Source organism: Nonomuraea sp. GTA35 (assembly GCF_041950525.1).
Taxonomy (GTDB): Bacteria; Actinomycetota; Actinomycetes; order Streptosporangiales; family Streptosporangiaceae; genus Nonomuraea.
Genome location: NZ_JBGNUV010000015.1, coordinates 119153 through 131250, shown reverse-complemented (window position 1 = coordinate 131250; position 12098 = coordinate 119153). Strand labels below are relative to the sequence as shown.

The window sequence follows — 12098 nt, the reverse complement described above, 5'->3', positions numbered from 1 at the left end:
TTACGTGCGGGTGATGAACTCCCTGATCAGCGCCGTGACCTCCGCGGGGCGCTCGTGCAGGACGACGTGGCCGCTGTCCAGCTCGGCGTACTCGCTGCCGGGGACGGCCGCGTGCATCGCGCGGGCGTGCTCGACCGGGACCAGGTAGTCGCGGGTGTTGCCGATGACCAGGGTGGGCGCGGTGATCTTCGGCAGCAGGTCCCTGATGTCCACGCGCAGGTCCAGCTCGATCTGGCGCAGGGTGCCGTGCGGGGGCTCGCCCGCCATCAGCGTCCCGGCGCCCACCGAGCTCACGAATCCGGGGCTGAACCCCACGAGCGGCCCGTACGCGGCGAAGCTCTCGGGGTCGGTGGTGGCCAGCCGGGCCCACGTACGCAGGCCCAGCTCCAGCCGCGAGTCCGCCAGGTGCGTCCAGCCGGCGATCAGCACCAGCCGCCTGACCAGCTCGGGCCGGTCGGCGGCGACCTTGGCGGCCACGGCGGCGCCCAGCGAGAACCCGACCAGGTCGGACGGCTCCTCGAACGCGGCGGCCACCTGGCCGGCGAGCAGGTCGAGCGTGAGGTCGCCACCGGGGTCGAAGGTGTGGCCGCTGCCGGCGTAGTCGGGGGTGATGACCGTGCGGAGATCGGCGAGGCCGGGGACGAGGTGGGCGTAGTTGGTGACGGCGTCGCCGCCGGTGCCGTGCACCATCACGAGACCGGGGCCGCTGCCCGCCTTCGCGTAGTGGACGGTGCCGCCGTCGTGGATGACCGTGGGCATGTCTGTCTGGCTCCTCAGAGGTTTCCGCCGCCGGTGGCGTCGATCGTGGTGCCGGTGACGAAGCCGGCCTGGGGGGATGCGGCGAAGGCGACCACGTCGGCGATCTCGTCCGCGTGGCCGACGCGGTTGACCGCGTGCCTGCTCGCCGCATGTGCCCGCGCCTCGGGGTCACCGCGCAGCCAGCCGGCGTTGGTGTCGGTGTCGATGATGCCGGGCGCGACGTTGTTGACCGTGATCCCGCGCGGGCCCAGCTCCTTGGCCAGGGCCAGGGTGAACGTCTGCACCGCGCCCTTGCTCATCGCGTACGCGATGCCCTCGGGGAAGGCGATGCGGGTCGCGCCCGAGGTGACGTTGACGATCCTGCCGCCGTCGGGGACGAGCGGCAGCACCTGCTGGGTGAGGAAGAACAGGCCCTCGACATTGACCGCGAACACGCGGGAGTAGCCTGCCCGCGTCACCTGCCCGATCGGCTGGGACAGCCCGATCCCGGCGTTGTTGACCAGCACGTCGAGCACGTCCGTCTCGGCCCTGACCCGCTGCGCGAGCTCGGTGACCTCCTCCGGCACGCCGAGGTCGGCCCGAACCGCGACCGCGTTCGCGCCGATCGAGTCCACGACCTCCTGGGCGGCGGCGCCGTTCCTGGCGTAGTTCACGATCACGCGGAACCCGTCCTTGGCCAGGCGCAGCGCGATGGCGCGGCCGATCCCCCTGCTCGCGCCCGTGACGAGGGCAGTCCTCATCGCCTCCACCTTTCTTTAGTGATCGATACAAAACCATAGCATAGCGATCGCTATAGAATGAGGGCATGGCAAGGCGGCGGGAGTTCGACAGGGAGGCGGCGCTGGAGAGCGCGCTGCTCGCGTTCTGGCGGCACGGCTACGAGGCGACCTCGATCGCGGAGCTGACCGCCGCCATGGGGATCAGGCCACCCAGCCTGTACGCCGCCTTCGGCGACAAGCGGCGGCTGTTCGAGGAGGCCGTGCGGCGCTACCAGGAGACGTACGGAGCGTTCACCACCCGCGCGCTGGCCGAGGAGCCGACCGGGCGGGGAGCGATCGAGCGGGTGCTGCGGGAGGCGGCGGCCGAGTACGCGAGCACGGAGCATCCGGGCGGCTGCATGGTCATCACGGCCGCCGTGAACTGCGGGCCGGAGTCGGCCGAGGTCGAGGAGCTGCTGCGGCGGTTCAGGACGGAGGCCAGGGCGGCGTTCAAGGCGCGGATCGACGACGACGTGGCGGCCGGCCGGCTGCCCGCCGGGACGGACACGGCGGGGCTGGCCACCTTCTACGCCGCGACGATCCAGGGCATGTCCACGCAGTCACGCGACGGCGCCTCCTACGAGGACCTGCTCGCCATCGCCGCCCTCGCCATGTCCGCCTGGCCGGCCACCGGGGAGGCCGTCACAACGACTTGACCGAGGCGTCCTCCGGCGGGATCTCCGGGGACGAGGCACGCAGCCAGCGGCAGCCGTGCGGGTCCATCGGCAGCCGGACCACACCCTGCTCCGACACCTCCAGCGTCCCGTCCACCAGCAGATCCGTGAGCAGGCAGCGCTCCAGCCCGTCCAGGCGCAGCTCCACGTCCTGCGCCGTGTCGCAGAGGTTGTGCGCCACCACCACCGTGGCCCCGTCGGCGTCGCAGCGGTGCGCGAGGACCGCCGGATGCCCGGTCTCCAGCACGGTGTACTCGCCCCACGCCAGCTCGGGGCACTCCCGGTAGCGCTCGATCAGGAGCTGGAACCAGCGCAGCAGCGAGCTCGTGTCGCGTTTCTGGTCGGCCACGTTCACCCGGTCGGGGGCGAAGGAGCCTACGGGGATCTCGCGGACCGGCTCGGCCTGGCTGAATCCGCCGTCCTGCGACCACTGCATCGGGATGCGGACCGCCATGCGGCCCTCCTCCTCCAGGTTCTCCCCCATCCCGATCTCCTCGCCGTAGAAGATCACGGGCGTGCCGGGCAGCGAGAACAGCAGGCTGTAGGCCATCTTGACGCGCCGCAGGTCGCCACCGAGCATCGACGGCAGGCGGCGGCGCAGCCCCCGCCCGAAGATCTGCATCTCCTTCTGCGGCCCGAACGCGCGGAAGACCTCCTCCCGCTCCTCCTCCGACAGCTTGTCGAGGGTCAGCTCGTCGTGGTTGCGCAGGAACATCGCCCACTGGCAGTCCTTGGGCGGTTTGGGGCGCTCGCGCAGGGCGTTGGCCAGGGCCGTTGCGTCGTTGCGCGCCAGCGAGAGCCAGGCGTTCTGCATGCCGATGAAGTCGAAGCACATGGTGATCTGGTCGCCCAGCCCATCACCGAAATATCCAATTAAGTCCTTGTACGGCACGTTCACCTCGCCGAGCAGGATCGACCCGCCCTTGCGCCGCGTCATGAACGCCCGCAGATCCGCCAGGAACTCGTGCGGGTTCGCCAGCCGCGGATTGACGTTCTCGATGAGGAACGGCACCGCGTCCACCCTGAACCCCGACAGCCCGAGCTCCATCCAGAACCCGAGTATGCGCGCGATCTCGTCCCTGACCTCGGGGTTGCCCACGTTCAGGTCCGGCTGGTGCCGGTAGAAGCTGTGCAGGTAGTACTGGCCCGAACCCTCGTCGTACTCCCAGACGCTGGTCTCCTTGTCGGGGAAGACGATCTGCTCGGGGTTGTCCGGCTCCGGCTTGTCGGACCAGACGTACCAGTCGCGGCGGGCGGAGTCCCGGCTCGACCGGGCCTCCGCGAACCACGGGTGCTGGTCGGAGGTGTGGTTGACGACGAGGTCGGCGATGACCCGCAGGCCGCGGTCATGGGCGGTCCGCATGAACTCCACGAAGTCGCCCAGCGTCCCCAGCCTGGGGTCGATGCTGTAGAAGTCGGTGATGTCGTAGCCGTCGTCCTTGTTGGGAGTGGGGAAGAACGGCATGAGCCACAGGCAGGTCACGCCGAGCCCCGCCAGATAGTCGATCTGCTGCGTCAGGCCGCGGAAGTCGCCCACGCCGTCGCCGTTGCCGTCCTTGAACGTCTCGACGTCCAGGCAGTAGACGACGGCGTTCTTCCACCAGACGTCGGAGGTGTACGTCAGTCGCATCCGTCCCCGCTACCCCGGGCGGCGGACCTCATGACAACGCTCAGGACAGCGCTGACGACAGCGTGCTTACGACAGCGCTTACGACAGTGCTTACGACAGGGTGCGGATCGCGGCTTCGAGCAGGTCCCAGAACGCCTCGACGTCCACGCCGGTGGCCACGTCGGCGTTCGGCTCGCGGCCGAGCTTGCCGAGCAGGTCCACGCTGGTCGCGCCGGACGTCTCGGTGCCGCGCAGCTCGATGTCGAGCCTGGTGCGCACGGTCGTGACCAGCCCTGGCCTGGCCACCAGCGCCACCGCCACGGGATCGTGCAGCGGCCCTTCCGGCATGCCCTGGTCGGTCTCGTACGTGGAGTTGAAGTAGTTCAGCAGCTCCACGCCGAAGGCGGCCGTCCTGTTGCCGACGGCGCCGATCCTGGCCATCACCCCGGGCGTGACGAGGACCTGGTGGGTGACGTTCAGCCCGATCATGGTGAACGGCGCCCCTGAGCCGAGCACGATCGAGGCGGCCTCGGGGTCGGTCCAGGAGTTGAACTCCGCGTACGGGGTGATGTTCCCCCGGCCCGTGGACCCGCCCATCCACACGACGTCCTTGATCCGGGCGAGCCGGTCCGGGTACGTTCGCACGAACATCGCGATGTTCGTCAGCGGCCCGGTGGCGATGATCGTCACCGGCTCGCCGGCGGCGTCGAGCGTGTCCCTGATCAGCTCGACGGCGGTGCGCGGATCGGCCTCCACGGCGGGCGGCGGCAGCTCGGGGCCGCCGAGCGCGTTGTCGCCGTGGATCCCCACGGCGGGCGACAGCAACCGCACCATGGGGCTGTCGGCGCCGGGCGAGATCGGCACCCCGGCGATGCCGGCCAGGCCGGTCACCACCCTGGCGTTGTAGGTGGTGTGGGCCAGCTTGCCGTTGCCGCCGACGGTGGTGATGGCGCGCAGGTCGATCTCCGGGTCGCCGGCCGCCAGCCAGATGGCGAAGGCGTCGTCGTGGCCCGGGTCGCAGTCGAGGATCACCGGTGTCGGCATCGGCCCATGCTACAGAGTCGATCCGGGCGGGTGCCGTTCGTGTAGAGGCGGAGAGCCCAGCTCGGAGAAGGGAGAACCCAGCATGTCGTTCACCGACGAGGAGATCGCCTACCTGCGCTCGCAGCCGCTCGCCCGCCTGGCCACGCTGTCCGGCGACGGGCAGCCGGACGTGGTGCCGGTGGCGTTCGAGTTCGACGGCACGCACTTCTGGATCGGTGGTGCCGGCGAGCAGGTGCTGCGCACCAGGAAGTTCCGCAACATCGGCCCGGGCGGGGCCAAGGTGGCGCTGGTCGTGGACGACATGGTGTCGTTCGAGCCGTTCGTGGCGCGGGGCGTGCGCGTGTACGGCGTGGCCGAAGGGCCGGTGGAGCGGGCCGGCATGGTCGGGCCCGGGATCTACACCCGCATCACGCCGACCGTCTCGTGGAGCTGGAACCTGGCCGGCGAGCCGGTCGGCGACACCTGGTACGAGTCCCGCCGCGCCGAGCACCGGCCCCAGCACGACTGACGCCCCGCCAGATCCCGCCACGCCGAGCGCTAGCGGCCGGACATGACCGCCTGCCTGGCCCGCAGCGCGATCTCCAGCTCGAACCGGATGTCGGGGTCGGCGAGCTGGTCGCCGTACAGCTCTTCGAGCTGCCGCAGCCGGTAGCGCACCGTCTGCGGGTGCACGTGCAGCTTGGCGGCCACCTCGCCGGCGCCGCGGCCGTGCCGCAGCCACGCCAGCAGGGTCTCCGCCAGCCGGTCCTGCTGGTTGGGCCGCAGGTGGGCCAGGGGCGCGAGCCGCACCTCGGCCAGCGCGCTGACCAGCTCCTCGTCCTTGAACACGACCAGCGTGGCCAGGTGGTCCTCGCACCGCAGCAGCCCGCGGGGCAGCACGCCGCGCCGGGACAGGTCGAGCGCCTCCCCGGCCCACCGCAGCGACGTCGCGGCCGCGGCGAGCGGCACGGCGGGCCCGATGGCGGCGCGGTGGCCGCGCAGGGCGTGCTTCAGCATCTGCGCCTGGCCGGGCCCCGCCGGGTCGGGCACGAGCAGGCACGGCAGCGCCCGCCCTGGCCCGGTGAGCACGTCGGGCGGCAGCGGGGGCACCCGGCAGGCGCCGTGCTGGTCGTCGAGCGCCACGCAGGCGACCGTCCTGGGCAGCCGCCAGGCGGCGGCCTTGGCCAGGTCGGCGATGGCGTCCGGGCTGGCGGGGGGCCGGCTGAGCAGCAGGTCGAGCAGGCGTCCGCGGCGGCGCTCCATCTCGCCGGCGGCGTGCGCCCTGGCCTCGTCGAAGCCCTCGGCGGCGGCGTCGGCGAGCTGGTCGAGGTAGACGAAGATGGCCTCGCCCAGGTCGTACAGGGATTGCGGGGACAGGCCGAGCGGGCCGGCCAGCTCGGTCAGCCGCCGCCAGCCGACCCGGGCGCCGAGCCGCATCGCGGCCTGCAGCGGCTCCAGGTTGCGGCCCTCCGCCGCCTCCCCCTTGCCGATCATGCGGAACGGCTCCGGGTCCCACGGGGCGTCGGGGTTCTCGATGCGGTCGAGGAAGCCGTCGATGGCCTGCTCGACCGCCATGCGCACGACCTTGATGTAGATCTCGTCCGATGGCCGGGCGTACTCGGGGATGCGGGCCTGGATCTCCTCGATCACCTCTTCGGAGACCGGGCCGATGCCCGACCTGAGCGTTTTCACGATGTCCGCGGGTGTACGGCTTTCGCTGATGTCACTCTTGATCGCCATCGTCCCTCCTGCCGCCATTGTGACCCAGGCAACAGGAGAATGGGTAGCAAACGCTTGTTTTTTGTCACTTCTGGAGGAATGCGCTGAACTCCTCCAGGTCGATCAGGCCGTCGCCGTCCTTGTCCAGCTTGAGCACCCCCTCCTGGGCGGCCTCCAGCGTCACGGGCTGGCCGAGCACCTCCATCAGCCGGACGAGCTCGACGGCGGAGATGCGGCCGTCCTTGTCGGCGTCGATCAGGTCGAAGGTGGTCGCGTAGTCGCTCATGGGGGGGAACCTCTCTGCGAGTCCGATCTCGGGTCAGACCTTAGTGGTCGCCTGTCGCAGCGCGTCGATGAATGCGAGGACTTGTGGGCTCGCGTCCCTTTCACGCCAGGCAATGGCCAGTTCCCCGGGAGGCAGCCCGATAACCGGCCGGTACGTCATGCCGGGCCGCTTGTAGAGCGCGGCGTTCCCCTCGGCCACCAGCACCACCCCGAGCCCGCTGATCACGGCCTCGAACACCTCCTCCGGAGTGTTGGCCGTCACCCCGACCACCGGCTCGTCATCGCGCGCGTCGAGGCCCAGCCAGAAGTCCCGCAGCGGCCCCGCCGCCCGCGGCAGCGCGATGAACGGCTCCCGCCGCAGCGCCTCGAACGGGATCTCCGCCAGCTCCGCCAGCGGATGATCGGCGGGCATGGCGACCCCGCGCCGCTCGGTGGCCAGCACGTACGTCCGCAGCCCCGCCGGGACGGGCAGCCAGATGAACGCCACGTCGGACGACCCGTCGGCCAGCCCGCCGCTGGGATCGTCCCAGCCCACCAGCCGCAGCGACACCTCCCACCCCGGCATCACCGCGCGGAAGCGGCGCAGCGCCTCCTGCTGCAACCCCCTGCCCACGGCCGTCTGCAGGCCGATCACCAGCGTGCCCGTCGGCGCCGCCGCCCGCGCCTGCTCCACCCCCGCGTTCCAGCGTTCGAGCACCTCGCGGGCGACCGGCAGCAGCGCCGCCCCCTGCCGGGTGAGCACCACGCCGCTGGGCACCCGCTCGAACACCCGGAACCCGAGCAGCCGCTCCAGCACCCCGAGCTGCTTGGACAGCGCGGGCTGGGAGACGAACAGCCGCTCCGCGGCCCGCGTCACGTTCAGCTCCTCCGCGACGGCCACGAAATACCGCAACTCCCGCACATGCACGTCCATAGCCAATGGTTATAGCAAAGGGTCTTGGACCCCGGGCGGAACCGCGCGGCACGATCTGACGCATGAAGACACGGACTCTCGGCAGCTTGCAGGTTCCCGCGATCGGCTTCGGCGCCATGGTGCTCTCGCCCGGCGTGTACGGCGAGGTGGACGACGCCCGCGCCGAGGCGGCGCTCAAGGCGGCGCTGGACGCGGGCGGCACCCACGTGGACACCAGCGACGCGTACGGCCCTGACGGCCACAACGAGCGCCTGGTGGGCCGCGCGATCAAGGGCCGCAGGGACGAGGTGGTGGTCGCGACCAAGTTCGGCCTGGCGATCCCCGAGGGCGAGCCGAGCCGGTCGTACCCGGTCGGATACGCCTTCGGCGAGCTGCGGGTCAACGCCGAGCCGCGGCTGGTGCGCCGGTACGCCGAGCGCAGCCTGCGCAACCTGGACACCGACGTGATCGACCTCTACTACGCCCACTACCCCGACCCCGGCGTGCCGATCGAGGAGACCACCGGCGCGCTGGCCGAGCTGGTGCGCGACGGGCTGATCAGGCACATCGGCCTGTCCAACGTGACTGCCGCCCAGCTCAGGGCGGCGCACGCGGTGCACCCGGTGACGGCCGTGCAGAACGAGTGGTCGATGTGGCGACCCGTGGACGCCGACCTGCTCGCGGCGGCGCGCGAGCTGGGCGTCGGGATCGTGGCGTGGAGCCCGCTGGGCAACGGCTTCCTGACCGGCACGGTGCAGGCGCTCGGCGAGGGCGACTTCCGCCACCACGCCCCCCGCTTCTCGGCCGAGAACCTCGCGGGCAACAACGACCGCTACGCCCCCATCAGGACGCTCGCCGCGAACCTCGGCATCACCCCGGCCCAGCTCGCCCTGGCCTGGCTGCTGCACCAGGACGAGCACGTGGTGGCGATCCCCGGCAGCCGCACCCCGGCCCACATCGAGGAGAACCTGGCCGCCGCCGACCTCACCCTGCACCCCGACACGCTGACCAGGCTCGACGAGGCGCTCGGCAAGTTCGAGGTGAGCGGCGGAACGCTGCTGTAGCCGGCGGCCCGCCGCTCCAAAGGCCCCCCGCTCTAGAGGCCCGCCGTGAGCCTGCCTCTGACGGGGGTGGCCAGCCAGACCGTGGCGATCGCCGCGTACAGGGTGAGCAGGGCCACGCCCGGGTCGGCGACGAGCACCGAGACGGCCACGGCCGCGGCGAGCAGGCCGGCCCAGCCGTACAGGATCGCCCGCCGGCGGGGCGAGCCGGTGTGGGCGGCCTCCTGGACGGGGGTGACCAGGGCCATGGTGGCCGCCCCCGCGGTGCCCAGCGCGTCCTGGCCGAGCACGATCCCCACGCCGAGCAGCGCGGCACCGGCCACCACCAGGCCCAGGCAGAGCGCGGCCACCCGCGCCTCCACGCCCTCGAACAGCAGCCGGGTGGCCCTGCCGCGGGTCAGCCACAGCGTGGTCCACGCCTCGGCCACCCAGCTCACCCAGTGCAGCAGCGCGAGGACGACGAAGACCGCGATGACGGGCGGGACCGCGGGCAGCAGGAAGATCAGCCGCCACCCCTGCGGGAACCTGCCGCGCAGCCGCGACAGCCGCCGGTAGACGGGGTTGCGCTGCTTGAGCGCGCGTACCAGCAGGTCCCTGGCCGCGCCGAAGCCGGGGTCGAGGCGGAGCACCTCGCGGAAGCTCTCCGCCGCCCGCCCCGGCTCCCCGAACCGCAGCGCCGCGCGGCCGTCGACGAAGTGCGCGGTGGGGCTCTCCGGGTCGATCCGCAGGGCGTGCGCGGCGGCGGCGCGGGCCTGATCGGCGTCGCCCAGGTTGGTGTAGGCCAGGGACGCCAGGCTGACCAGGTCGGCGTCCTGCGGCTCGATGCTCAGCCCGCGCAGGGCCGCCTCGGCCGTCTGCTGCCATTCGCCCTTGAGCAGGTGCGCGCGGGCCAGCACCTCCCAGGCGGGGGCGTACTCGGGGGAGATGCCCAGGGCCGCGCGGATGGCAGCGATGGCGTCGTCGGGGCGGCGGGCCCGGTTGTAGACCTGGGCGGCGGCGTAGTGGGGGAACCAGTGGTCGGGGGCGAGCCGTACCGACTCCTGGGCCTCCTGGACGGCCTCCGCCACCTGCCGCTGCTCGATCAGGGCGAGCGACAGGAGCGCGTGCCCGGCGACGTGCTGCGGCTCCTGGGCCAGCAGGCCGCGCAGCTCCCGCTCGGCGTCGGCGGGCCGGCGCAGCCGCAGCAGCGCACGCGCCCGCTCGACCGGGTCCGCCACGCTCACCACAGCACACCCGCCCGCTCGACCGGGACGGCCACCCTCACTGGGCGTCCCCTACCACTTCGCCTTCACCCAGGGCATCAGCTCGTCCCAGGCGCCGGAGTCGTTGGCGTGCATGACGTAGTTGCGCGCGGTGCCCATCCACTCGCGGACCGCCGTGGGCCGCACGCTCTTGGCGGCGGCCAGCAGGTCCTGCGTGGTCATCGGGATGGGGCGGCCGGCGCTGAGCGACTGCTGGAGCTTGGCCTCCACCGCCCGGTCCACCACCCCCTTCAGGTCCGCGCCCACGAAGTGCTCGGTGGCCTGCGCCACCGCGTCGTAGTCCATCTCGGCCAGCGGCTTGTCGCGGCAGAGGATCCGCAGGATGGCCGCGCGCGCCTGCTGGTCGGGCGGTGGCACGAACACCGGCTGGTCGAGCCGTCCCGGGCGGCGGAAGGCCACGTCCACGTACCAGGGGGCGTTCGTGGCGGCCAGCACCAGCACGCCCTCGTTGGCGTTCTGGTCCACCCCGTCCAGCTCGGACAGGAACTGGTTGACGAGCTGGCGGCCGTGCGCGCTGCGCATGTCGGAGCGGCGGCCTGCCAGCGCGTCCACCTCGTCGAAGAACAGCACGCACGGGCGGTTGCGGCGGGCCAGGTCGAACGTGGCGCGCAGGTTGCGCTCGCTGTTGCCGATGTACATGTCGAGGATGTCGGCCAGGCCCACGTTGACGAACGCCGCGCCGAGCTCGCCGGCCGCGGCCCTGGCCAGGTGGGTCTTGCCCGCGCCCGGCGGCCCGTACAGCAGCACGCCGCCGCCGGCGCGCTTGCCGAACGCGGCGAACATCTCCGGCTGCTGCATCGGCAGCAGCAGCTTGATCCGCAGCGCCTCCTTGACCGTCTCCATGCCCGCCACGTCGGCGAACGAGACCGCGGACCGCTCCACCTCCGCCGTGCTGGTGTCGCCGGGGAGGGGCACGGACGGGAGGAACGGCGACGCGGCGCCGGGCGGCCCGGCCGTGCTGGCGGGTGGTCCGGCATGCGGCGACACCCCGGCGGGTGGTCCGGCGTGCGACGGCGCTCCAGGGGCGGGCGGGTTGGGCGGCCCGCCGGCCGTCCCGTGGGGCGGCGGGGTGGCGGGGCGCGAGGAGCCGGTGATCCGCGCCTCCAGCTCCTGGTCCGCCACCGACGCGTCGCGGGAGGTCGCCTCGAAGTAGCGGTAGGCGGCCTTCGCCGTGTCCCCCTCGCCCAGCAGCGCCCGAGCCGCCAGCACTCCCGCGGCGGGCGGGTAACCCGGCACGGCCAGCAGCGGCTCCAGCGCCGCCATCGCCTCCCCGAAGGAGCTCTGGCGGATGAACGCGCCCGCCAGCCCGGTGATCAGCTCCGGGTCCTGCGGCGAGAGCGCGAGCGCGGCGCGGAACTCGGCCTCGGCGTCCGCCAGGTACCCCTTGGCGAGGAGCTGGCCGGCGAGGTGCCGGCGCAGGGGGAGGTTGTCCGGAGATAGACGCGCCGCCTCGCGGAGCGCCTGAAGGCCGGCATCGTCGGACACGTGCCGTTCCCTTCTGTCGCAGGTTTCGGTCATCTCGGACTACGCAAGATACCGAAATCTCACCTACCTGGGGTTATTCAGGTCCGGATAGGTGTGGTCTGCGCGGAAGCGATCCGCCAGGCGCCGTCCTCCTTCACCGCCACGTACGTCAGCCATCCGGACGTCGACGGCAGGGCCGCGCGGGGATCCCGCGTGACCTCCGGATCACGGCCGTCGAACACCCGCTTCATCGAGGCCACGATCGCCACGTCGGGCCGGACGAACCGGATGTCGGCCACCTCCGTCCTGGTGATCACGTCGGCCAGCGGCGACTCCAGTGCCGCCTGCATCGCCTTCGCCAGCGCGTCCCTGCCCGCGACCCGCCGCCCGGCGATGTTCACGACCGCCGTGTCGGCGGTGTGCAGGGCGACGAACGGGTCCAGGTCGTTCTGGTGCGTCTCGGCGTCCGCGACCAGGCGCCTGATGGCGGCGACGTCCTCGTTGTGCTCCATGATGACCTCATCTCTCTCTATCGGAGCGATTCGCTCCGATAAGAGGATGTTATAGACGGAGCGCTCCGCTCCGCAAGAGG

13 protein-coding genes are annotated in these 12098 nt (G+C 72.1%); 3 read left to right on the top strand and 10 right to left on the bottom strand.

Annotated features, from left to right (window positions below; genetic code table 11):
• Complete coding sequence (locus tag ACBJ32_RS46585; protein ID WP_375132321.1) at positions 1–759, bottom strand: alpha/beta fold hydrolase; 759 nt, start codon at positions 757–759, stop codon at positions 1–3.
• A gap of 14 nt (positions 760–773) precedes the next feature.
• Entirely contained in the window at positions 774–1499 is a 726-nt protein-coding gene (locus ACBJ32_RS46580; RefSeq protein WP_375132320.1) for an SDR family NAD(P)-dependent oxidoreductase, read from the bottom strand.
• A 65-nt stretch (positions 1500–1564) separates the two neighbouring features.
• On the opposite strand from ACBJ32_RS46580, the gene ACBJ32_RS46575 reads away from it, so the two are divergent.
• On the top strand, positions 1565–2173 hold the full coding sequence (locus tag ACBJ32_RS46575; RefSeq protein ID WP_375132319.1) for a TetR/AcrR family transcriptional regulator: 609 nt from the start codon (positions 1565–1567) through the stop codon (positions 2171–2173).
• Here the strand turns inward: ACBJ32_RS46575 and ACBJ32_RS46570 are convergent.
• Both ACBJ32_RS46570 and ACBJ32_RS46565 read right to left on the bottom strand, forming a co-directional pair.
• Complete coding sequence (locus tag ACBJ32_RS46570) at positions 2160–3821, bottom strand: alpha-amylase family protein (RefSeq protein WP_375132318.1); 1662 nt, start codon at positions 3819–3821, stop codon at positions 2160–2162. The genes ACBJ32_RS46575 and ACBJ32_RS46570 overlap by 14 nt on opposite strands.
• A gap of 90 nt (positions 3822–3911) precedes the next feature.
• Positions 3912–4844: a nucleoside hydrolase gene (locus ACBJ32_RS46565; RefSeq protein ID WP_375132317.1), complete on the bottom strand. Its 933-nt coding sequence runs from the start codon at positions 4842–4844 to the stop codon at positions 3912–3914.
• Between the two features lie 82 nt (positions 4845–4926).
• On the opposite strand from ACBJ32_RS46565, the gene ACBJ32_RS46560 reads away from it, so the two are divergent.
• Positions 4927–5352: a PPOX class F420-dependent oxidoreductase gene (locus tag ACBJ32_RS46560; protein WP_375132316.1), complete on the top strand. Its 426-nt coding sequence runs from the start codon at positions 4927–4929 to the stop codon at positions 5350–5352.
• A 29-nt stretch (positions 5353–5381) separates the two neighbouring features.
• On the opposite strand, the gene ACBJ32_RS46555 is transcribed toward ACBJ32_RS46560, so the two are convergent.
• The 3 genes from ACBJ32_RS46555 to ACBJ32_RS46545 form a co-directional block, all read right to left on the bottom strand.
• Positions 5382–6563 carry a helix-turn-helix domain-containing protein gene (locus ACBJ32_RS46555; protein WP_375132315.1) on the bottom strand — a complete coding sequence of 394 codons (1182 nt, stop codon included), beginning with the start codon at positions 6561–6563 and terminating at the stop codon, positions 5382–5384.
• A gap of 64 nt (positions 6564–6627) precedes the next feature.
• The gene (locus ACBJ32_RS46550) at positions 6628–6828 is read right to left on the bottom strand and encodes an EF-hand domain-containing protein (protein ID WP_357893059.1); all 201 of its coding nucleotides are present in this window, start codon (positions 6826–6828) and stop codon (positions 6628–6630) included.
• 33 nt (positions 6829–6861) lie between these two features.
• A complete protein-coding gene (locus ACBJ32_RS46545; RefSeq protein ID WP_375132314.1) occupies positions 6862–7740 on the bottom strand; it encodes a LysR family transcriptional regulator in 879 nt (292 codons plus the stop codon).
• 62 nt (positions 7741–7802) lie between these two features.
• On the opposite strand from ACBJ32_RS46545, the gene ACBJ32_RS46540 reads away from it, so the two are divergent.
• Positions 7803–8783 carry an aldo/keto reductase gene (locus ACBJ32_RS46540; protein WP_375132313.1) on the top strand — a complete coding sequence of 327 codons (981 nt, stop codon included), beginning with the start codon at positions 7803–7805 and terminating at the stop codon, positions 8781–8783.
• A gap of 32 nt (positions 8784–8815) precedes the next feature.
• Here the strand turns inward: ACBJ32_RS46540 and ACBJ32_RS46535 are convergent, their stop codons facing one another.
• The 3 genes from ACBJ32_RS46535 to ACBJ32_RS46525 form a co-directional block, all read right to left on the bottom strand.
• A complete protein-coding gene (locus ACBJ32_RS46535; RefSeq protein WP_375132312.1) occupies positions 8816–10003 on the bottom strand; it encodes a tetratricopeptide repeat protein in 1188 nt (395 codons plus the stop codon).
• 51 nt (positions 10004–10054) lie between these two features.
• Positions 10055–11527, bottom strand: coding sequence for an AAA family ATPase (locus ACBJ32_RS46530; RefSeq protein ID WP_375132311.1), 1473 nt, complete (start codon positions 11525–11527; stop codon positions 10055–10057).
• A 77-nt stretch (positions 11528–11604) separates the two neighbouring features.
• Entirely contained in the window at positions 11605–12018 is a 414-nt protein-coding gene (locus tag ACBJ32_RS46525; protein ID WP_375132310.1) for an SgcJ/EcaC family oxidoreductase, read from the bottom strand.
• Positions 12019–12098 lie beyond the last annotated feature (80 nt).